This is a genomic window from Beutenbergia cavernae DSM 12333 (assembly GCF_000023105.1).
Lineage (GTDB): Bacteria > Actinomycetota > Actinomycetes > Actinomycetales > Beutenbergiaceae > Beutenbergia > Beutenbergia cavernae.
This window is the reverse complement of record NC_012669.1, coordinates 2,872,164-2,892,758: the sequence shown is the minus strand read 5'-3', so window position 1 is coordinate 2,892,758 and position 20,595 is coordinate 2,872,164. Positions and strand designations below refer to the sequence as shown.

Below are 20,595 nucleotides of genomic sequence, written 5' to 3'. Positions count from 1 at the left end.
CTGTAGCATGGGGCCAGCCGTTTCGCGAGCGACGCTGACGCATGCCCGCGGGCCGAACCACGGTCGACGTGCGCCCGACGCGCACCGGCCAGCGCCGACGTCTGGAGAAGACCCGAAGTGAAGAGTGCCGTCGAGAACCTCGAGCCGACCCGCGTGAAGCTGACAGTGGAGGTGGCCTTCGACGAGCTGAAGGCCAGCCTCGACCACGCGTACCAGCACATCGCGCAGCAGGTCAACGTGCCCGGGTTCCGCAAGGGCAAGGTGCCGCCGCGGGTCATCGACCAGCGGGTCGGGCGCGCCGCCGTCGTCGAGCACGCTGTCAACGACGCCCTGCCCGACTTCTACCGCCAGGCCGTGACGGAGTCCGAGCTCAAGGTGCTCGGGCAGCCCGAGGTCGAGGTGACCGGCGTCCCGGACACCACGAGCGGCGAGCTGACGTTTACCGCCGAGGTCGACGTCCGGCCCGACTTCACGCTGCCCGCTCTCGCCGACCTCGAGCTCGAGGTCGACGACGTCGCGGTCACCGACGACGACGTCGCCGAGCGGCTCGACCTGCTGCGCCAGCGGTACGGCACGCTCACGGGCGTCGACCGCGCGGCCGAGACGGGCGACTACGTGGTCATCGACATGACCGCGACGATCGACGGCGAGGAGGTCGACACCGTCTCGGGCGTCTCGTACGAGATCGGCTCCGGCAACATGCTCGACGGCCTGGACGAGGCCCTCGTGGGCCTCGCCGCCGACGAGACCGCCACGTTCTCCGCCCCGCTCGCCGGCGGCGACCGCGCCGGCGAGGCGGCCGACGTCTCCGTCACCGTCACCGCCGTCAAGGTGCAGGAGCTGCCGGAGGCGGACGACGACTTCGCCCAGCTCGCGAGCGAGTTCGACACGCTGGAGGAGCTGCAGGCCGACCTGCGCACGCAGATCTCCGACGCCAAGGTCAACAACCAGGCCGTCCAGGCCCGGGACCGGCTGCTCGAGAAGCTCGTCGAGGCGACCGACTTCCCGCTGCCGCAGGGCGTCATCGAGGCCGAGATCCACCGTCACCTCGAGAGCGAGGGGCGCCTCGAGGACGACGAGCACCGCGAGGAGGTCCGCGAGGAGGCCACCCAGGCCCTGCGCCGCCAGCTCGTGCTCGACGTGCTGGCCGACCAGGTCTCCGTGCAGGTGAACCAGAACGAGCTCGTCGAGTTCCTCCTGCGGACCGCGCAGCAGTACCGCGTCGACCCGAACGAGTTCATCACCAACGCTGACAAGACGGGCCAGATCCCGTCGTTCGTCGCGGAGCTCGCGCGCAACAAGTCGCTCGCCGTCGCGCTCCGCGACGTCCGCGTCGTGGACGCCTCGGGCAACGCCGTCGACCTCACGTCCTTCATCGGCTCCGAGGAGACCGACGCCGAGGACGCGGCGGAGGGCGTCGAGTCGGTCGAGGTGGACCTGTCCGCGGCAGCGGAGGACGACGCGGAGGAGACCTCCGACGAGCCGGCCGCCGAGGACACCGCCACCGAGGACGAGGCCGCGAAGGCCTGACGCCGCGCCGCACCGAGTCATCCGCGACGGCCCGCACCCTCACCGGGGTGCGGGCCGTCGCGCGTCGGCCGTGCGCCGTCAGCGAAACGGCGTGGAACGCGGCATGCCCGAGGCGGCGTCGGCGTTAGTGTCGCTGAACGACGTCCACCGCCGGCCGAGTGCCGGTGCACCAGAAGATCGGGAGCGATCGTGAGCGACATGCCCCAGGCCATTTCCCAGGGCGCCCCCCGGGCCGCAGGCTCGGACAACCAGAGCTTCGCCCTCGGCGACCACATCTACAACCGCCTCCTCAAGGAGCGCATCATCTGGCTCGGGTCGGAGGTGCGCGACGACAACGCGAACCAGATCTGCGGGCAGATGATGCTGCTCGCAGCGGAGGACCCGACCAAGGACATCTGGCTCTACATCAACTCGCCGGGCGGGTCCGTGACGGCCGGCATGGCCATCTACGACACGATGCAGTACGTCCAGCCGGACGTCGCGACGGTCGCGATGGGCATGGCGGCCTCGATGGGCCAGTTCCTGCTCGCCTCGGGCGCGAAGGGCAAGCGGTACGCGACGCCGCACGCGCGCGTCATGATGCACCAGCCCTCGGGCGGCATCGGCGGCACGGCGACGGACATCCGGATCAACGCGGAGCTCATCCTCCACATGAAGCGCGTGATGGCGGAGCTGACCGCCGAGCAGACCGGCAAGACCGTCGAGCAGGTCAACGCGGACGCCGACCGCGACCGCTGGTTCACGGCCGAGGAGGCGCGCGAGTACGGCTTCATCGACCACGTCGTCACCCACGCAGCGTCCGTGGCCGGCGGCGGCGGCACCACAGACTGACGAGAGACCAGGAGCGATCGTGAACCTCACCGACCCCCGCGCGTTCGGCAGCCGGCCAGAGCCGGCGATGCCCTCATCCCGTTACGTCCTGCCGCAGTTCGAGGAGCGGACGGCATACGGGTTCAAGCGTCAGGACCCCTACACGAAGCTCTTCGAGGACCGGATCATCTTCCTCGGCGTGCAGATCGACGACGCGTCGGCAGACGACGTCATGGCTCAGCTCCTCGTCCTGGAGAGCCAGGACCCGGACGGCCTCATCACCATGTACATCAACTCGCCCGGGGGGTCCTTCACGGCCTTGACGGCGATCTACGACACGATGCAGTACATCGCGCCGCAGATCCAGACGGTGTGCCTCGGCCAGGCCGCGTCCGCCGCGGCCGTGCTGCTGGCGGCGGGGACGCCGGGCAAGCGGCTCGCGCTGCCCAACGCGCGCGTCCTCATCCACCAGCCCGCCCTGGAGGGCGGCACGTACGCCCAGGCCTCGGACATCGAGATCCAGGCGAACGAGGTGCTGCGGATGCGCGAGTGGCTCGAGTCCACGATCGCGGCGCACACGAGCAAGTCCGTCGACGAGGTCCGTGCCGACATCGAGCGCGACAAGATCCTGACGGCGGCCGGTGCGCTCGAGTACGGGATCGTCGACCAGGTGCTCGAGAGCCGCAAGAAGCCGGTCCTCACGGCGTCCTGACGCGCACGTGCGGCCCGGGGTGCAGCGCGCCCCGGGCCGCGGTCCGGCTGCCGACACGCAGGCGGATCCCGAGCGCGTGACATGCCGCTCGACGTAGTGTGCAATGAGGACGTCCGCAGGGACGCGCGGGGGCACGTACGGACGCTCAGCAGTCACGACTACCGACGAGGAGGGTGAGCGGGCGGTGGCACGTGCAGGTGAAGGAGCCGACCTCCTCAAGTGCTCGTTCTGTGGGAAGAGCCAGAAGCAGGTCAAGAAGCTGATCGCAGGGCCAGGGGTCTACATCTGCGACGAGTGCATCGACCTGTGCAACGAGATCATCGAGGAGGAGCTGGCGGAGGCCACGGAGATCGGCCTCGTGGACCTGCCCCGGCCGAAGGAGATCTTCGCCCACCTCGAGCAGTACATCATCGGCCAGGACTCGGCGAAGAAGTCGCTGTCGGTCGCGGTGTACAACCACTACAAGCGCATCCAGGCGCGGGAGAGCGGCACCGGCCTCGGCGAGGACGGCGTCGAGATCGCCAAGTCGAACGTGCTCCTCATCGGGCCCACCGGCACCGGCAAGACCTACCTGGCGCAGACGCTCGCGAAGATGCTGAACGTCCCGTTCGCGATCGCCGACGCGACGGCGCTGACCGAGGCCGGGTACGTCGGCGAGGACGTCGAGAACATCCTCCTCAAGCTCATCCAGGCCGCGGACTTCGACACGAAGAAGGCCGAGACCGGGATCATCTACATCGACGAGGTCGACAAGATCGCCCGCAAGGCCGAGAACCCGTCGATCACCCGTGACGTCTCCGGGGAGGGCGTCCAGCAGGCGCTCCTCAAGATCATCGAGGGCACGCAGGCGTCGGTGCCGCCGCAGGGCGGCCGCAAGCACCCGCACCAGGAGTTCATCCAGATCGACACGACGAACGTGCTGTTCATCGTGGCGGGCGCGTTCGCCGGGCTGGACGACATCATCGCGACGCGGTCACGCCGTCGCGGCGTCGGGTTCAACGCGCCCCTGCACGACGCGGACGAGGAGGACCTGTTCTCACAGGTCCGGCCGGAGGACCTCCAGAAGTACGGGCTCATCCCGGAGTTCATCGGCCGGCTGCCCGTGGTCGCGACGGTCACGAAGCTCGACCAGGAAGCCCTCGTGCGGATCCTCACCGAGCCGAAGAACGCGCTCGTGCGGCAGTACCAGCGGATGTTCGAGATCGACGGCGTCGAGCTGGAGTTCACGGACGACGCCATCGAGTCCGTCGCGGACCAGGCGCTGCTGCGCGGGACCGGTGCGCGGGGGTTGCGCGCCATCCTGGAAGAGGTGCTCATGCCCGTCATGTTCGACGTGCCCGGTCGTGACGACGTCGAACGGGTCGTGATCACCCGCGAGGTGGTGCTCGAGAACGTCAACCCGACGCTGGTGCCCCGCGAGGCACCGTCGCGGCGGACCCCGCGCGAGAAGAGCGCGTGAGCGCGACACCTCCCGAGCCGACCCCGGCGGGCGGGGGCGTTCCCCCGGAGCTCGGCCGGCTGCGGTCGAGCATCGACAACATCGACGCGGCGCTCGTCCACCTGCTCGCGGAGCGGTTCAAGTGCACCCAGCAGGTCGGCCACCTCAAGGCCGATCTGGGCCTGCCGCCGTCCGACCCGTCGCGCGAGGCCACGCAGATCGCCCACCTGCGCGCCCTCGCCGAGGAGTCGGGGCTGGACCCGGTGTTCGCGGAGAAGTTCCTGTCGTTCATCGTCGCGGAGGTCATCCGCCACCACGAGGACATCGCCGCGCGCGGCTGAGCAGCTCCCGTCAGGCGGACGTCGTGACGTCGTGCCCGTCGCCCTGGCCGCGCCCGGCGTAGAGGTCCTCGATGACGTCGGCGAAGTCGTGGAGCACGAGCGCGCGCTTCACCTTCAGCGACGGCGTGAGGTAGCCGTTCGCCTCCGTGAAGTCGGTGGTGAGCACCTCGAACTTCCGGATCGACTCGGCCTGGGACACGGCGCGGTTCGCCCGCTGCGCGGCCCGGTCGAGCGCCGCGACGACGTCGGGGTGCACGGCCGCCTCCTCGACGGACATCGCCGGGAGGCCCTTCGTCGTCAGCCAGCCGGGCAGCATGTCCGCGTCGATCGTCACGAGCGCCCCGATGAAGGGCCGCTGGTCGCCGACGACGACGACCTGGGAGACGAGCGGGTGACCGCGCAGCCGGTCCTCGAGCGCAGCCGGGGCCACGTTCTTGCCGCCGGCCGTGATGATGATCTCTTTGCGGCGACCGGTGATGGACAGGTACCCGTCGGCGTCCAGCGTGCCGAGGTCACCCGTGTGGAACCAGCCGTCGGGGGTGAACGCCTCCGCCGTGGCGTCCGGCGCCCCCCGATAGCCGCGGAAGACGTGCCCACCACGGACGAGGATCTCGCCGTCGTCGGCGATCGCGATCTCGGTGCCGGGGAACGCCGGACCCACGGTGCCGATCTTGATGCGCTCGGGCCGGTTCACCGCGGTCGGGGCTGTGCTCTCCGTGAGCCCGTACCCCTCGAGCACCGTGACACCGATGCCGCGGAAGAAGTGCCCGAGCCGCTGGCCGAGCGGGGCGCCGCCGGAGACGGCGTACTCCAGGGCACCCCCCATCGCGGCACGGAGCTTGCCGTGCACCAGGCGCCCGGCGAGCGCGTGCTGCGCCCGGAGGACCGGGGACGGCCGTGCCGAGTCACCGGCCCGCGAGTACGTGATCGCGACCTTCGCGGACCACCGGAACAGGCGGAGCCGCACGCCCGTGCCGGCCTTCTGCTCAGCCGAGTTGTAGACCTTCTCGAAGACCCGCGGCACCGCGAGCAGGAACGTGGGGGAGAACGACGCGAGGTCCTGAGTGAGGGTGCGGGTGCCGGGGGAGTGCCCGAGCACGCCGGCGCTCGTCACGCACAGCACCTCGATGAACCGCGCGAACACGTGCGCCAGCGGCATGAAGAGCAGCGTGCGGGAGCAGGGCTGGTTGCAGACCTCGCCGAGCGAGGCGACGCCGTTCCGGACCAGGTGCAGGAAGTTGCCGTGCGTCAGCTCGACACCCTTGGGCCGGCCTGTGGTGCCGGACGTGTAGATCACCGTGGCCAGGTCGTCCGCTCGCAGGGCGGCCGTGCGCGCCTCGATCTGTGCGTCCTCGACGTCCCGCCCGGCCTCCACGAGGCTCTCGAGCCCGTCGGCGATCGCGTGGACGGCGCGGATCGATGCCACGTCGGCCTCGCGGGTGCGCTCGGCGAGCTCGGCGTCCTCGACGAATGCCAGCGAGACTCCGGAGTCGGTGCAGATCCAGGCGATCTGCTCCGCCGACGACGTCTCGTACACGGGCACGCCGACGGCGCCCGCCGCCCAGATCGCGAAGTCGAGCAGCGTCCACGCGTAGCTCGTGTGGGCCATGATCGAGACGCGGTCACCCGGCTCGACACCGGCCGCCACGAGCCCCTTCGCGAGGGCGCGGACCTCGTCGGCGAACGTCGCCGCGCTCACCGGCTGCCAGGCGCCCGCGGCGTCCTTGCGCTCGAGGACCGTTCGGTTCGGCTCGGCCTGCGCTCGCTGCGCGAACAGTGCGGGGATGCTCAGGGCCGGGTCGTCGGCGACCAGGGCCGGGGTGCTCGTGACCCTCATGACGGCGCCCCTCGCCCGGCGCGCACGGGCGCTTCTCCGAGCTCGCTGGACGTCACAGCGACGGTGACCTCCTCGCCGTCGGGGCCGAGCGCCGTGCCCGGTGTCACGACGAGATCGCCGCTGACGTTCCCGGCGGCCCGCAGGTCCGCCTCGACGAGCCGCAGGCCGTCGATGACGCCGGCCTGCGCCACGAGCTCCACGCGGACCAGCGGGGTGCGCTGGGAGACCTTCGCCTCGCTCTTGATCTTGCGCAGGGCGGCCAGCGCGGCGCCGGCCAGACCCACGAGGTCCGCCGGCGTCTGCTCCCCGTCGGTGCGCAGCTCGTCCGGCGTCGGCCACGGCGCCCGGTGCACGCTCCCGGCGCGCCACCAGGACCAGACCTCCGCCGTCGCGAACGGGAGCACGGGCGCGAACAGCCGCAGGAGGACGTCCAGCGCGAGCCACAGGGCGGTGCGGGCGGAGGCCACCGCTGCGTCGTCAGCGCCCTCGCGCGAGCCGTACGCGCGGTCCTTGACGAGCTCGAGGTAGTCGTCGCAGAACGTCCAGAAGAACGTCTCGGTCACCTCGAGCGCGCGCGTGTGGTCGTAGGACGCCAGCGCGGCCGTGGCGACGTCGACGACGCCCGCGAGGTCCGTGAGCATCGCCCGGTCGATCGGCTCCGTCACGACGGCGGGGTCCAGCGTGATCTGCGCGTCCCCGGCGAACGAGAGCGCGAAGCGGCTGGCGTTGAGGACCTTCAGGGCGAGGCGCCGGCCGATCTTCATCTGGGTCGGCTGCTGCGCGTCGAACGAGGCATCGGTGCCGAGCCGCGCCGACGCCGCCCAGTACCGCACGGCGTCGGCCCCGTGGTCCTCGAGCAGGCTCATCGGCGTGGTCGCGTGCCCCTTGGACTTGCTGAGCTTCTTGCGGTCCGGGTCCAGGATCCAGCCGGAGATCGCGGCGTGCTCCCATGGCAGCTCGCCGAACTCGAGGTGGCTGCGGAGCACCGTCGCGAAGAGCCACGTCCGGATGATGTCCTGCCCCTGCGGGCGCAGATCCATCGGGAAGACGCGCGCGAACAGATCCGCGTCGTCGAGCCAACCGCCGACGATCTGCGGTGACAGGGAGCTCGTCGCCCACGTGTCCATGATGTCCGGATCGCCCGCGAACCCGCCGGGCACCCCGCGCTGCTCGGGCGTGAACCCGGGCGGGACGTCGCTCGACGGGTCGACGGGCAGGCTGGCCTCGTCGGGCAGGATCGGCGAGTCGTAGCGGACCTCGCCGTCGTCGCCCACCACGTACCAGACGGGGAAGGGCACTCCGAAGAACCGCTGACGCGAGACGAGCCAGTCGCCGTTGAGGCCAGCGACCCAGTTCGAGTAGCGCACCCGCATGAAGTCCGGGTGGACGTCGAGCTCCTCGCCGCGGGCGAGAAGCTCCGCGCGCAGGTCACGGCCAGGCACGTCGCGACCGCTGTTGCGGATGTACCACTGGCGCGACGTGACGATCTCGAGCGGCTTGTCGCCCTTCTCGTAGAAGTTCGCCTTGCGCTGCGTGGCGACCGGCTCGCCGACGAGGTCGCCGCTGGCTCGCAGCGCGTCGACGACGGCGGCGCGCGCCGAGAACGTCGTCTTGCCGGCCAGCTCGGCGTACGTCGCGCGACCGGACTCGGTGGTGATCCAGTCCGGCGTCTCCGTGGACAGCCGGCCGTCGCGGGTGATGACCGACCGGGTCGGCAGGTCGAGCTCGCGCCACCACGTGACGTCGGTGAGATCGCCGAACGTGCAGCACATCGCGATGCCGGCGCCCTTGTCCGGCTCCGCGAGCGGATGGGCGAGCACGGGGATCTCGACGCCGAACAGCGGCGAGCTCACCGTCGTCCCGAACAGCGCCTGGTACCGCTCGTCGTCGGGGTGCGCGATGAGCGCGACGCACGCCGGCAGCAGCTCGGGTCGCGTGGTCTCGATGGTGACCCATGCGCCGTCGGCGCCGTGGAACGTCACCGTGTGGAAGTGGCCTGGGTAGTCCCGCGCCTCCAGCTCGGCCTGCGCGACGGCCGTCTGGAACGTCACGTCCCACAGGCCCGGCGCCGCTGCCTGGTACGCCTCGCCGCGCGCGAGGTTGCGCAGGAACGCGACCTGCGCCGTCCGGCGGGCGCGCTCGCCGATGGTCTGGTACGTCTGCGACCAGTCCACGGACAGGCCGAGGCGGCGCCACAGCTCCTCGTACGCGAGCTCGTCCTCGCCCGTCAGCCGCTCGCACAGCTCGACGAAGTTGCGCCGCGAGACGGGCACCTGGTCACCGGGCTTGACGGACCCGGCGTCGCCGTCGTGAGGCGGGGTGAACCCGGGCTCGTACGGCAGGGACGGGTCGCAGCGGACTCCGTAGTAGTTCTGCACGCGACGCTCGGTCGGCAGGCCGTTGTCGTCCCACCCCATCGGGTAGAAGACCTCGCGCCCACGCATGCGCTGGAAGCGGGCGACCACGTCCGTGTGCGTGTAGGAGAAGACGTGGCCCACGTGCAGCGAACCCGAGACGGTCGGCGGAGGCGTGTCGATCGAGTAGACGTCCTCGCGCTCCGCCGTGCGGTCGAACGCGTGCAGCTGTTCGGCGTCCCACCGCGCCGCCCAGCGCTCCTCCAGCCCCTCGAGGGTCGCCTTCTCCGGTACCTGCGCGACGGGCAGCGTCGCGAGGGTGGATCGGGTGGCGCGCGTGGGTTCGGTCATGGTGCCCGATCATCCCAGAAAGGCGACCTGGACTCGTACCCGGTTCCGGCGCTACTCGCGGACCGACCCGGCGAGCATGCCGGCGATGACGTGGCGCTGTGCGACGACGTACAGCGCGAGCACCGGTATCGCGACGAGCAGCGCACCGGCGGCAAGCAGCGCCGTCGCCTGCGTGTGCTGCCCCTTGAACAGGGCGAGGGCGAGCGGCGCCGTCCGGAACGCGCCGCTCGGGCTCATGACGAGCGGGATGAGGAACTCGTTCCAGGTCCACAGGAACGCGAGGACGGCGAGGGTCGTGGTCGCCGGCCGGTGCACCGGCACGAGCACCGACCAGAGCGCACGCCACGGTCCGGCGCCGTCGAGGGTCGCCGCCTCGAGCAGCGACGGCGGCGACGCTCGGAACGCGGTGCGCATCCAGAACGTGCCGAACGCGATCGTCTGGGCGATCTGGGGCAGCGCGACGGCCCACAGCGTGTCCGTGAGGCCGAACGTCCGCAGGTCGAAGAACAGCGGGACCACGATCGCCTCGGTCGGGACCATGATGCCCACGAGGATCGCGTAGAACAGCACGCCGCGGGCGAAGAACCGCATCGTCGCGAACGCGTAGCCCGCGAGCAGCGACGCCACGAGGGCGACGGACACCACGACGACGGCGACGAGCACCGAGGTGCGCAGGTACCGGGCGAAGCCGCCGTCGTCCCACGCACGGACGAGGTTCTCCAGGCCGACCGTCGTCACGGAACCCGGCCCGTCCGGCCCGGCCGGACCGAGCGCCGTCACGACCACCGTCACCACCGGGGCGAGGGCGAACGCCGCGAACAGCAGCAGGAGCGCGTAGTTCGCGGTGCGCTCACCGCGCGAGACGATCATGCGCCGACCACCGCCGTCACCGGGCGTCTCTGCCGCCGTCGCCGACCAGTCGGTTGACGGCGACGTTGAGCGCGAGGATCACGAGCGTGAGGACGACGGCGATGGCCGTCGCCGAGCCGACGTCACCCTGGCGGAAGGCGCGTTGGAAGACCTCGAACGCGGGGACCGTCGTCGACGTGCCGGGACCGCCCCCGGTGGTCACGTACACGAGGTCGAACGTCTTGAGCGAGGCGATGATCGTCAGGGTCAGGGCGACGGCGATCTCGCCGCGCACGGCCGGCACGGTGATGGACACGAGCTCCCGGAACGCTCCCGCGCCGTCGAGCCGGGCGGCCTCGTACTGCTCCCGCGGCACGCGCGCCATGCCGGCGAGCAGCAGCACGGTGACGAGGCCCGTCTGCACCCAGGTGCCCACGACGCCGACGGCGGGGAGCGTCCAGGTGTAGTCGCCGAGCCACGCGCGGGTCAGCTGCTCGAGGCCGATCGCCCGCAGGGCGCCGTTGAGCGGCCCGTCGGGCGCGTAGATCTGCCGCCACGCCACGGCGACCACGACCATCGCGAGCACCTGCGGCACGAACACGATCGCGCGGAACATCGACAGGCCGCGCACGCGGGCACGGTCGAGGACGGCCGCGAGCGGCAGGCCGATGAGCAGCGGGATGACGGCGAAGAAGCCGACGAGCACCAACGCGTGGCCGAACGCGGCTCGGAGCCGGGGGTCGGCGACGACGTCGGCGTAGTTCGCGAGGCCAACGAACGTCGACGTCGCCGACAGCCCGTCCCAGTCGAAGAACGAGAACTGAACGGAGCGCACCAGCGGCACGAACAGGAACAACCCGTAGAGGACCAGGGCGGGCGCGAGGAACAGCCAGGGCGTCCCGCGATGGCGCACGAGCGGCGACGGCCGGCGCGGCAGCCGTCGCGTGGACCCGGGCGGGGTGCCCCGCGCGCTCCGGACGACGGCCGCCGGAGCGTCCGCCGGCATCACTCCTGCTCGGTGAACGCGCCGTAGTCCGCCTGCAGGGCCTGCGTGAACTCCTCGGGCGTGATCTGGCCCCCGAGCAGGTCCTGCAGGGCGGCACCGAGCGTGTCGCCCATCGTCGGGGTCGCGTAGTCGAGGTACGGCAGCAGGGCTCCGTTCGTGCTCACCTCGTCGAAGGCGGCGAAGATCTCCGCGTTCACGCCGTCGGCCGGTGCGAGCTCCGCCGTGCGCAGCACGGGCATGTTGCCGGTCTCGGCGATGACCTCCATGGCGTCGTCGCTCGTGATGAAGTCGACGTACCCGGCGGCCGCAGCGGCGTTCGGGCTCTGCGCGGTCACCGCGAACGGCAGGCCGGTGCCGCCGGTGGTGGCGAGCGGGTCGCCCTCGGCCGGCGGCGGCGGAGCGAAGAACCCGAGGTCGTCACCCATCGCGGCCTCCATGTCGGCGGCGAGCCAGGAGCCGCCGACGAGGAACGCACCCTGACCCTCGGTGAACGACTGCCACGCGGCGTCGTAGTCGGTGCCGTTCGGGCCGTCGTTGAAGTACCCCTCGTCCGCCCAGCCCTGGAGCTCGGCCGCGGCGGCCACGTTCTCGTCGGTCTCCCACGAGGCGCCCGGGTTGCCGAGCCCGAGGGCCGTGACCTCCTCGGTCGGGACGAGCTGGCCCTGGATCGGGCCGAACACGTGGATCGCGGGCCAGGCGTCGAGGTTCCCGAGCTGGACGGCGACCTCGCCGGCGCCGGCCGCCGTGCCGAGGGCGTCGGTGAACGACTGCCAGGTGGTGAGCGAGGCGGGGTCGACGCCGATCGCCTCGAGCTTCGCCTTCGAGTAGAAGACGCCGACGATCTCGCCCACCTGGGGCAGGCCGTACAGGCTGCCCTCGCCGAAGGTGCGCGCGTCGTCGGAGTAGGACGACTTCGCGAGGACCGACTCCGGGAACCGGTCTCGCCACCCGTACGCGTCGGCGTACGGGTCGAGGTCGAGCAGCAGGTCCGCCTCGACGAACGCGCCCATCGTGCCGCGCGCGTTGTTGGCCTGGACGACGTCGGGCGCCTCGTTGCCGGAGAGGGCGCCACGGAGCGTGGTCTCGAGGTCGTCGAAGGACTGCGACGTCCGGTCGATGGTGATGTTCGGGTACGCCTCCATGAAGGCCGCGTTGAGCTGTTCGATCTGCTCGTTCTGACCGCCGCGCACCTCCTGGTCCCACACGCGCAGCGTCACGTCACCGAGCGACGCGAGATCGGTGACGACCTCGCCGTCCTCGCCGTCCGCCGTCGTCGGCGACTCGCCTCCGGATCCTGGCGCGCACGCCGCGAGCGCAGCTCCGAGGGCGAGCGTGCCCGCGATCGCTGTGAGGGCGCGCCGTCGGGCGCGCGGGCGGGACGTCGTCGCGGTCATGAGGGGTCCTTCCTCGGGTCGTGCTCAGGTACCGGAAGCGTAGGCGAGCCGGGCACCGTGCTCGGCGCGGCGTCGGAGAAGCGCGCGATCGTCGCCTCCGCCCGCCGCACCCGCCCCGGCTGCGCGGGGATGTGCTCGTGGACGAACGCGTAACGCGCGAGCGTCTCCGCGGCGCCGGGCCGGCCCTCGGCGGCGGCGTTCGACGTCGCCGTCCACCAGTCGGCGATGTCGCCCCAGCCGGGCGCCGCGAGCGCGCCGCCGAAGTTCTGCACGGCGAGCGCGGCGCACAGGGAGGCGAACCGCAGCCGGTGCTCGAGCGGCCAGCCGAGCAGGGTGCCGCGGACGAGGGCGCTGGCGAACGTGTCGCCCGCCCCGGTCGTGTCGATGGCCGCCACCTCGAGCGACGGGACCCGCGCTCGCTCCCCGGTCGAGGAGTCGACCGCGAGGGCGCCGTCGCGCCCGCACGTGACGACGGCGAGGGGGACGCGGTCGGCCAGCGCCGCCAGCGCCTGCTCCGGGGAGCTCGTGCGCGTGTACGCCATGGCCTCGGCGCAGTTCGGCGTGAACGCGTGGCACCCCTCGAGCGCGTCGAGCAGCTCGCTGCCCCAGCGCTCGTCCGGGTCCCACCCGGCGTCGGCGAACACCAGGGAGCCGGAGGCGGCGCTGCGTCGCCACCACGGGTCCTCGCGATGGCGAGGATCACCCACGTCCACGATGACGGCCCGGGACTCGGGCGGCTGGGGCCCGACGAGCTCGTCGAGCGGCACGGGCGTCGGGTGCCCGTGCGTGATAAGGCTGCGGTCGCCCTCCCGCGCCAGCGACACGGTGACGGGCGTGTGCCAGTGGTCGAACCGTCGGGAGTGGCTGAGGTCGACGTGCTCCTGCTCGGCGAGCGTGCGGCACAGCCAGTCGGCGTACAGGTCGTCCCCGAACCCGGCGACCAGGCCGGTGCGCAGGCCGAGGCGGGCCGACGCCACGGCCAGGTTCGCGATGCCGCCCGGCGAGCAGCCCATCCCGTCCGTGAAGACCTCGGTGCCGAGAGCGGGCGGTTGCGGGAACCCGGTGAACACCAGGTCGAAGAACACGGTTCCCGCGAGCACGACGTCGAGCCGGTCGGGCTCGGCAGGACCGGCGTCGGTGGTGGCGCTGGGGGCGTTCATGGTCCGACGAGTCTGCCACGCACGGGTAGCGTGACCGGCGTGAGACTCACGATCGTCGGGGGTGGCGGATTCCGCGTGCCGCTGGTGGTCCGTGCGGTCGCCGCGGCCCGGGACCGCACGGGCATCGACGAGATCGTGCTCACCGATCCGGACGCCGACCGGCTGCGCGCGGTCGAGGCGGTGCTGGCCGCCGACGCCGAGGGTTGGGGCAGCGGGGGAGGACCCCGCGTCGTCGCCACGCCGGATCTCGACGTCGCCCTGTCCGGTGCCGCCGTGGTCTTCAGCGCGATCCGGGTCGGGGGGACCGCCGGGCGCATCGTCGACGAGCGGGTGCCCCTGGCGCTGGGCCTGCTCGGCCAGGAAACGATCGGAGCCGGCGGGATCGCGTACGCGCTGCGCACGGTCGGCGTCGTCGACGATCTCGCCGCCCGCATCGCGCGCCACGCACCCGACGCGTGGACGATCAACTTCACGAACCCGGCGGGGATCATCACGGAGGCGATGCGCACCCACCTCGGGGACCGCGTCGTCGGGATCTGCGACACCCCCATCGGCCTGGTGCGACGCGTCGGCCGGGTGCTCGGCGTGGACGTGGCCGACGCCGTCGTCGACTACGTCGGGCTCAACCACCTGGGGTGGCTGCGGGGCCTGCACGTCGCGGGGCGGGACGTGCTGCCCGGCCTGCTCGCCGACGACGCCGCGCTGACGCGGATCGAGGAGGCGCGCGTGCTCGGCGTCGACTGGGTACGTGCCCTGGGGGCCCTGCCCAACGAGTACCTCTACTACTACTACTACGCCCGCGAGGCGACGGAGCGGATCACCGGGGCGACGGCGACGCGGGGGGAATTCCTCGACGCCCAGCAGGGCGGCTTCTACACGGCGGCCGCGGGTGCGCGGCCGACGGCGGCCGCCTCGGCATGGGAGCGGGCGCTGCACGAGCGCGAGGCGACCTACATGGCCGAGGCCCGCGACGACGGCGAGGAGCGTGACGCCGAGGACGTCGGTGGCGGCTATCACGAGGTCGCCGTCGACCTCATGGCGGCGCTGCTCGGCTCCGAGGCGCACCAGATGATCCTGGACGTCGCGAACGCCGGCCGGATCACCGGGCTCCCGGCGGACGCCGTCGTCGAGGTGCCGTGCGCCGTCGATGCGCGTGGCGTCCAGCCGCTCGGGCCGGGCACGGGCGATCTCGCTCAGCCGGACGCGCACATGCTCGGCCTCATGGCCCAGCTCAAGGCGGCCGAGCGGGCCGCGATCGAGGCAGCGCGGGCGGGCTCGCGCTCGCTCGCCTGGACGGCGTTCGCGCTGCACCCGCTGGTCGACTCGGTCGATCTCGCGCGGCGGCTGGTGGACGACTACGTCGCCGCCTCAGACCTCATGGCGGCGGCGCTGCCGCACCCGTAGCGGCTGCGCCGTCGGCCCGTGGAAGGATCGGGGCATGGCGCTCACCGTCGGATACGCAGCGATGCTCGAGCAGTTCCACCCGCGGGAGGCGGTCGAGCTGTCCGCCCACGCCGAGGCGCACGGGTTCTCCGGCGTCATGGCGGCCGACCACTTCCAGCCGTGGGTGCCGCAGCAGGGGCAGAGCGCCTTCGTGTGGAACGTCCTGACGGCGATCGGGGAACGCACGCGCGGCGACTTCGGGCCGGGCGTCACGGCGCCCACGTTCCGGTGGCACCCGGCGATGGTGGCGCAGGCGAGCGCGACGCTGGCCGCGATGTATCCCGGCCGGCACTGGCTCGGGCTCGGCAGCGGAGAAGCGCTCAACGAGCACGTCGTGGCCGGCTATTGGCCGGAGGCGCCCGAACGCATCAACCGCATGTTCGAGGCGATCGAGATCATCTCGAAGCTGTTCCACGGCTCGCTGGCCGGCAAGGACGTCAAGCACTCGGGCGACTTCTACAAGCTCGAGTCCACGCGCCTGTGGACGATGCCGGAGGTCGCGCCGGAGATCCTCGTGGCGACGGCGGGACCGGTGACGGCGAAGCGCGCCGGTCGCCACGCGGACGGGCTCATCACCGTCGGCGCGCCGCTCGAGAAGATCTCCGGGCTGTTCGACCGGTTCGACGCCGGGGCGAAGGAGATGGGCAAGGATCCGACCCGGATGCCGAAGGTGCTCCAGCTCCACCTGTCGTGGGCCGAGACGGACGAGGCGGCGCTGGCCAACGCGATGACCGAGTGGCCGAACGGCGGGATGAAGTTCCCCAAGGCGGACATCCGCTCGCCGTTCGACTTCGCGGCGATGGCGAAGCTGGTGCGCCCCGAGGACTTCGAGGGCCGCCTCGTCATCTCCTCCGACCCGGACGTACACCGGGCGGAGATCCAGAAGTACGTCGACCTCGGCTTCGACCGCATCTACCTGCACAACGTCGGCCGCAACCAGCGGGAGTGGATCGAGACCTTCGGCCGCGACGTCCTCCCGAAGCTGGGGCGGTGAGCGGGATGGCCGACATGCTGCTCGTCACCGCGCCCGACGGCGTCCCGACGGTCACGTCCGGCGTCGACCTCGGCGCGCTCCTCACCCCGGTCCTCGCGGCGATCGCGTGGCCGGACGGGAGCACCGGCGTCGCGGACGGCGACGTCGTCGTCGTCGCCTCGAAGATCGTGTCGAAGGCCGAGGGCCGGCTCGTCCCGGCTACCTCGCGCCAGGAGGCGATCGACTCCGAGACGGTGCGCGTCGTCGCGACCCGGGAGCGCACCGACGGCCCCGACCTGCGCATCGTCGAGAACCGGCAGGGCATCGTCATGGCAGCGGCCGGCGTCGACGTCTCGAACACGCTCGCCGGGACGGCGCTGCTGCTGCCCGAGGACCCGGACGCGTCGGCCCGGTCGCTGCGCCGCGGCCTCGCCGCGCGACTGGGCGCACGGCCCGCCGTCCTCGTCACGGACTCCACGGGCCGCCCCTGGCGCGAGGGGATCGCCGACATCGGGATCGGCGCTGCCGGGCTCGTCGTCCTGGACGACAGGCGGGGCAGGCCCGACGACGCCGGGCGTCCGCTGGAGGCGACCATCGTCGCGGCTGCGGACGAGATCGCCGCCGCCGCCGACCTGGTGAAGCACGCGCACGGCGGGCGACCGGTCGCCGTCGTCCGCGGCCTCGCGCACCTCGTGACGGCCGACGACGGGCCGGGTGCTCGGGGGCTCAACCGGACGGGCGCCGACGACCTGTTCGCGCAGGGAGCACGCGAGGCGTACGACGAGGGTTACGCCGCCGGGTACGAGGAGGCGTCGCACGAGGGCCGCGACCGCCCGGGCGGGTACGAGTTCCCGTGAGCGTCCGCTGGGGGCTGACCGTCGACACTGCGGACCCGCCCGAGCTGGCGCGGTTCTGGGCGGGTGCGCTGCGCTACGCGGAGCCGGACCCACCGGCGGGCTACGCGGACTGGGGCGCGTGGCTCCTGGCGCAGGGCGTCCCGGAGCAGGAGTGGGGCGACAGCGCCTACCTCGCCGACCCGCAGGGCGTCGGGCCGTCGCTGTCGTTCCTCAGGGTCCCCGAGGCGAAGGTCGTGAAGAACCGGCTCCACCTCGACCTGAAGGTCTCCGGCGGGCGGGACGTGCCGCAGCGCGAGCGGGAGCGACGGATCCGCGCCGAGGTCGCGCGTCTCACGGACGCCGGGGCGCGCACGCTCACCGAGCACGCCGGGCCGGGCGGCCTTGACCACGTGACGATGGCCGACCCGGAGGGCAACGAGTTCTGCGTCGTGTGACCCGGGTCCGCGTCAGGTCGGCGCCTCGTCGAGCTCGGAGAACACGAGCGTGACCCCCCGGGCGTGCGGGACGACGTCGGCCCGGACGCCGTAGACCCGCGCGAGCAGGTCGGGGGTCAGGACCTCCGACGGCGGCCCCGCCGCGGCGACCCGGCCGCCGTCGAGGACGACCACGTGGTCGCACGCGCTCATCGCGTGGTTGAGGTCGTGCAGCGCGACCAGGGTCGTGACGCCGTCGAGCTCGCGGACGAGCCGCAGCAGCGCGAGCTGCGCGGCGACGTCGAGGTGGTTCGTGGGCTCGTCGAGGAGGAGGAGGTGGGGCTCCTGCGCGAGCGCCCGGGCGAGGTGCACGCGCTGGCGCTCCCCGCCGGACAGGGTGGGGACGTCGCGGTCGGCGAGGTCGGCGGCTCCGACGCGGGCGAGCATCGCCCGGGCGAGCTCGACGTCGTCGGGGGAGTCGGTGGCCCACCGCGACCGGAACGGCGTCCGCCCGAGCAGCACGACGTCGAGGGCGCGCAGCGGCACGTCCGTCGGGCTGTCCTGCTCGACGAGGGCGATGCGACGGGCGCGGGCTCGACGCGTCATCGTGCGGAGGTCCTCGCCCGCGAGCAGCAGCGTGCCCTCGGCGGGCGGCAACGCACCGACGACGAGTCGCAGGAGCGTGGACTTCCCGGACCCGTTCGGTCCGAGCACCCCGGTCACGGAGCCGGGCGGGGCCGTGACGTCGACGCCGTCGACGATGAGTCGCCGCCCCGCGCGCCACGAGACGCGCTCCAGGCGGAGATCGTCGGCGGTGACGACGCGGGCCGGCGCCACGGACGTCGGCGCGGTCATGCGGCACCTCGCCGCGAGCGCAGGAGCAGGACGGCGAACACGGGCGCCCCGATCGCCGCCGTCAGGATCCCGACCGGGAGCTCGCGCGGGGCGATGACCGTCCGCGCCAGCGTGTCCGCCCACAGGAGCACGATCGCGCCCACGCCGGCGGAGACGGGCAGGAGCCGCACGTGCCGGCTGGAGACGGCGAGCCGGACAGCGTGCGGGACGACCAGCCCGACGAACCCGATCGACCCGCTCACGCTCACGAGCGCGCCGACGAGCAGGGCGACCAGCCCGAGGCCGATCCATCGCGTGCGGGCCACGCCGACGCCGAGGCTCGTGGCGGACGTGTCGCCGAACGCGAACGCGTCGAGCGTGCGCCCTCCGGTCACGAGCACGGTGCCGACCACCGCGAGCGCCCCGCACGCGATGGCCACGCTCAACCAGGTCGCCCCGCCGAGCGAGCCCATGAGCCAGCTCAGGACCTCGCGGTAGGAGTCGCCCTGCGCGGACGTGAAGATGACGAACGACGTCACGGCAGCGCATCCCTGAGCGACGGCCACCCCCGCGAGGATCGTGCGCGACGGCGTCAGCCGGGATCCCGTCGTCGCGCCGGCCAGGGCGAGCGTCAGGGCGAGCGCCAGCAGGGCTCCGCCGAACGCCGCGACGGGGAGCAGCACAGCGACGCCGAGCAGCAGGACGGCGACGGCGCCGAGCGTGGCGCCGGACGAGATCCCGAGCAGGTACGGGTCGGCGAGGGGGTTGCGCATGAGGGCCTGCATGACGGCGCCGGCGATCGCGAGCCCGGCGCCGACGGCGGCGGCCGTGACGACGCGCGGGGCGCGGCCCTGCCAGATGATCGCGTCCTGGATCGTGCTGAGCGGGTTCGCGGGCACGCTCACCGCGCCGCCGAGCACCCGCTCGAGCGCCGCGGCCGCGTGGTGCCATGCCGATCCCACGATCTGGCCGGGCGAGATGTCCGCCGTCCCGACGGCGACGGCGACGACGAACGAGACGGCCAGCGCCACCCCCAGACCGGCGAGCCACACGCCGAGAGAACCTCGTACCACGCCCGGGCGGCGAGGCCCGGGCGACGGCTCGGAGGCCGGCGCCGGCGTCCGCTCGGCGAGCAGCATCAGCCCTCCAGGTCCGCCAGCTGGTCGGCGATCGTCCGCGCCGCGTCCACGGAGCGCACCCCCGCCTCGGTCGCCGCGAACGGGACGACGACGTAGCGCGCGTCCTGCACGGCGGGGAGGGCGGCCGTGACCGGGTTCGACTCCAGCACCTCGATCTTGTTCTCGGCCGTGTTCCACTCGGAGTCCACGAGCACGATGACGTCGGGTTCGGCGTCCGCCACGGCCTCCCAGGACAGGGACGTCCACGTGTCGTGGACGTCGGCGGCGATGTTCTCCAGGCCGGCGGCGTCCATCACCATCTGCGGCGCCCCGATGCCGGCGCCGACGAACGGGGTGTCGGACCCGGACGAGTACCAGACGGCGCTCAGGCCGGCGTCCGAGGGCGTCACGTCGGAGAGCGCGGCGCGCTGCTCCTCGACGAGGTCCGCGGCGGCGTCGGGCTCGCCGAGGAGCGCGCCCACCTGCTCGATCTCCGCGAAGACGTCGTCGAACGTCAGCGGGTCCGGCTGGTAGCCGGGCTCCTGGCAGGCCGACGGCGAGACGAACGTCGTGATGCCGAGCGACGAGAAGGACGAGCGTTCCCCGGCGCCGTCCGCCGCGAGGTTCGACTCCCAGCCGGCGTACACGAGGTCGGGCTCGAGCTCGAGCACCGCCTCGTGGGACGGGACCCGGTCCGAGAGCACGGGGACGTCCGCCATGACGTCGGCGTACTCGTCGGGCACCGGGCCGTCCGGGTAGGCCGTCCCGACGATGCGGTCACCGGCGCCGAGCGCGAGGACGAGCTCCGTGGTGCTCGACTTGATGGTCACGATCCGCTGCGGCGCGGCGTCGACCGCCACGTCCGTGCCGCAGTTGTCGGCGGTGAACGCCGCGTAGTCGGCGGCGGCCTGCTCCTCGGAGGCGGAGGCGTTCGGGTCGGCGCTCGCGCCGCCGCCGCAGGCGGCCAGGGCGAGGGCCCCGACGGCGAGCGCGCCGGCGAACCAGGAGCGGCGCGCGCGTGGGGACTTCAGGATGGGCACAGGAGGACTCCGAAGGGTCGACGGATCGATCGGGTGCACGTGCCAAAGGCGCTGACGGCACCGGACCGGCAGGTCAAGACCGACGTGCCTCGCCGGGGCAGGTCACGCCCCGGGGTCCTCGCCCCCTAGCCTAGT

Annotated in this window: 18 protein-coding genes; 9 read left to right on the top strand and 9 right to left on the bottom strand. The window is 72.7% G+C overall.

The features are described 5' to 3' along the window. Nucleotides 1-117: 117 nt before the first annotated feature. From tig to BCAV_RS13060, 5 genes are all read left to right on the top strand, one after another. The gene (gene tig / locus BCAV_RS13080) at nt 118-1,530 is read left to right on the top strand and encodes a trigger factor (protein ID WP_015883084.1); all 1,413 of its coding nucleotides are present in this window, start codon (nt 118-120) and stop codon (nt 1,528-1,530) included. A 198-nt stretch (nt 1,531-1,728) separates the two neighbouring features. Continuing rightward, complete coding sequence (locus tag BCAV_RS13075; RefSeq protein WP_050761732.1) at nt 1,729-2,361, top strand: ATP-dependent Clp protease proteolytic subunit; 633 nt, start codon at nt 1,729-1,731, stop codon at nt 2,359-2,361. A gap of 67 nt (nt 2,362-2,428) precedes the next feature. Beyond that, on the top strand, nt 2,429-3,052 hold the full coding sequence (locus tag BCAV_RS13070; RefSeq protein ID WP_050761854.1) for an ATP-dependent Clp protease proteolytic subunit: 624 nt from the start codon (nt 2,429-2,431) through the stop codon (nt 3,050-3,052). Nucleotides 3,053-3,236: 184 nt separating this feature from the next. Then, nucleotides 3,237-4,511, top strand: a complete 1,275-nt coding sequence (gene clpX, locus BCAV_RS13065) for an ATP-dependent Clp protease ATP-binding subunit ClpX (RefSeq protein ID WP_015883081.1) — start codon at nt 3,237-3,239, stop codon at nt 4,509-4,511. Then, nucleotides 4,508-4,831, top strand: coding sequence for a chorismate mutase (locus tag BCAV_RS13060; protein WP_015883080.1), 324 nt, complete (start codon nt 4,508-4,510; stop codon nt 4,829-4,831). The genes clpX and BCAV_RS13060 overlap by 4 nt, the downstream gene beginning before the upstream one ends. Nucleotides 4,832-4,841: 10 nt before the next feature. Here the strand turns inward: BCAV_RS13060 and BCAV_RS13055 are convergent, their stop codons facing one another. From BCAV_RS13055 to BCAV_RS22525, 6 genes are read right to left on the bottom strand one after another with little or no spacing between them, the layout of a single operon-like run. Further along, nucleotides 4,842-6,668: an AMP-dependent synthetase/ligase gene (locus BCAV_RS13055; RefSeq protein ID WP_015883079.1), complete on the bottom strand. Its 1,827-nt coding sequence runs from the start codon at nt 6,666-6,668 to the stop codon at nt 4,842-4,844. Continuing rightward, on the bottom strand, nt 6,665-9,373 hold the full coding sequence (gene valS / locus BCAV_RS13050; protein ID WP_015883078.1) for a valine--tRNA ligase: 2,709 nt from the start codon (nt 9,371-9,373) through the stop codon (nt 6,665-6,667). Before valS ends, BCAV_RS13055 begins: the two co-directional genes overlap by 4 nt. A 51-nt stretch (nt 9,374-9,424) precedes the next feature. Then, nucleotides 9,425-10,243 carry a carbohydrate ABC transporter permease gene (locus BCAV_RS13045; protein ID WP_015883077.1) on the bottom strand — a complete coding sequence of 273 codons (819 nt, stop codon included), beginning with the start codon at nt 10,241-10,243 and terminating at the stop codon, nt 9,425-9,427. Between the two features lie 16 nt (nt 10,244-10,259). After that, nucleotides 10,260-11,228, bottom strand: a complete 969-nt coding sequence (locus BCAV_RS13040) for a carbohydrate ABC transporter permease (RefSeq protein ID WP_015883076.1) — start codon at nt 11,226-11,228, stop codon at nt 10,260-10,262. Further along, a complete protein-coding gene (locus BCAV_RS13035; RefSeq protein ID WP_015883075.1) occupies nt 11,228-12,622 on the bottom strand; it encodes an extracellular solute-binding protein in 1,395 nt (464 codons plus the stop codon). The genes BCAV_RS13040 and BCAV_RS13035 overlap by 1 nt, the downstream gene beginning before the upstream one ends. Continuing rightward, entirely contained in the window at nt 12,619-13,782 is a 1,164-nt protein-coding gene (locus BCAV_RS22525; protein ID WP_015883074.1) for a carbohydrate kinase family protein, read from the bottom strand. The genes BCAV_RS13035 and BCAV_RS22525 overlap by 4 nt, the downstream gene beginning before the upstream one ends. A gap of 39 nt (nt 13,783-13,821) precedes the next feature. Here BCAV_RS22525 and BCAV_RS13025 point away from each other — a divergent pair, with 39 nt between their 5' ends. The 4 genes from BCAV_RS13025 to BCAV_RS13010 are packed head-to-tail and all read left to right on the top strand — an operon-like array spanning nt 13,822 to nt 17,489. Beyond that, nucleotides 13,822-15,186, top strand: coding sequence for a family 4 glycosyl hydrolase (locus tag BCAV_RS13025; protein WP_043349761.1), 1,365 nt, complete (start codon nt 13,822-13,824; stop codon nt 15,184-15,186). A gap of 34 nt (nt 15,187-15,220) precedes the next feature. Continuing rightward, entirely contained in the window at nt 15,221-16,219 is a 999-nt protein-coding gene (locus BCAV_RS13020; protein ID WP_015883072.1) for a TIGR03557 family F420-dependent LLM class oxidoreductase, read from the top strand. Between the two features lie 5 nt (nt 16,220-16,224). Next, complete coding sequence (gene cofE, locus BCAV_RS13015) at nt 16,225-17,055, top strand: coenzyme F420-0:L-glutamate ligase (protein ID WP_144016958.1); 831 nt, start codon at nt 16,225-16,227, stop codon at nt 17,053-17,055. Beyond that, the gene (locus BCAV_RS13010) at nt 17,052-17,489 is read left to right on the top strand and encodes a VOC family protein (RefSeq protein ID WP_015883070.1); all 438 of its coding nucleotides are present in this window, start codon (nt 17,052-17,054) and stop codon (nt 17,487-17,489) included. The genes cofE and BCAV_RS13010 overlap by 4 nt, the downstream gene beginning before the upstream one ends. A 12-nt stretch (nt 17,490-17,501) precedes the next feature. Here BCAV_RS13010 and BCAV_RS13005 read toward each other — a convergent pair whose 3' ends face one another. The 3 genes from BCAV_RS13005 to BCAV_RS12995 are packed head-to-tail and all read right to left on the bottom strand — an operon-like array spanning nt 17,502 to nt 20,460. Then, nucleotides 17,502-18,323: a putative F420-0 ABC transporter ATP-binding protein gene (locus BCAV_RS13005; protein WP_015883069.1), complete on the bottom strand. Its 822-nt coding sequence runs from the start codon at nt 18,321-18,323 to the stop codon at nt 17,502-17,504. Further along, nucleotides 18,320-19,441, bottom strand: coding sequence for a putative F420-0 ABC transporter permease subunit (locus tag BCAV_RS13000; protein WP_015883068.1), 1,122 nt, complete (start codon nt 19,439-19,441; stop codon nt 18,320-18,322). The genes BCAV_RS13005 and BCAV_RS13000 overlap by 4 nt, the downstream gene beginning before the upstream one ends. Then, nucleotides 19,441-20,460 carry a putative F420-0 ABC transporter substrate-binding protein gene (locus tag BCAV_RS12995; protein ID WP_015883067.1) on the bottom strand — a complete coding sequence of 340 codons (1,020 nt, stop codon included), beginning with the start codon at nt 20,458-20,460 and terminating at the stop codon, nt 19,441-19,443. The genes BCAV_RS13000 and BCAV_RS12995 overlap by 1 nt, the downstream gene beginning before the upstream one ends. Nucleotides 20,461-20,595: the final 135 nt, after the last annotated feature.

Coding starts and splice junctions, on each gene's coding strand:
- cofE (WP_144016958.1), top strand. CDS start 16,225: ATGGCCGACATGCTGCTCGTCACCGCGCCCGACGGCGTCCCGACGGTC.
- BCAV_RS13020 (WP_015883072.1), top strand. CDS start 15,221: ATGGCGCTCACCGTCGGATACGCAGCGATGCTCGAGCAGTTCCACCCG.
- BCAV_RS13040 (WP_015883076.1), bottom strand. CDS start 11,228: ATGCCGGCGGACGCTCCGGCGGCCGTCGTCCGGAGCGCGCGGGGCACC.
- BCAV_RS13045 (WP_015883077.1), bottom strand. CDS start 10,243: ATGATCGTCTCGCGCGGTGAGCGCACCGCGAACTACGCGCTCCTGCTG.
- BCAV_RS13005 (WP_015883069.1), bottom strand. CDS start 18,323: ATGACCGCGCCGACGTCCGTGGCGCCGGCCCGCGTCGTCACCGCCGAC.
- valS (WP_015883078.1), bottom strand. CDS start 9,373: ATGACCGAACCCACGCGCGCCACCCGATCCACCCTCGCGACGCTGCCC.
- BCAV_RS13070 (WP_050761854.1), top strand. CDS start 2,429: ATGCCCTCATCCCGTTACGTCCTGCCGCAGTTCGAGGAGCGGACGGCA.
- BCAV_RS13035 (WP_015883075.1), bottom strand. CDS start 12,622: ATGACCGCGACGACGTCCCGCCCGCGCGCCCGACGGCGCGCCCTCACA.
- BCAV_RS13000 (WP_015883068.1), bottom strand. CDS start 19,441: ATGCTGCTCGCCGAGCGGACGCCGGCGCCGGCCTCCGAGCCGTCGCCC.
- BCAV_RS22525 (WP_015883074.1), bottom strand. CDS start 13,782: ATGAACGCCCCCAGCGCCACCACCGACGCCGGTCCTGCCGAGCCCGAC.
- BCAV_RS13075 (WP_050761732.1), top strand. CDS start 1,729: ATGCCCCAGGCCATTTCCCAGGGCGCCCCCCGGGCCGCAGGCTCGGAC.
- BCAV_RS13055 (WP_015883079.1), bottom strand. CDS start 6,668: ATGAGGGTCACGAGCACCCCGGCCCTGGTCGCCGACGACCCGGCCCTG.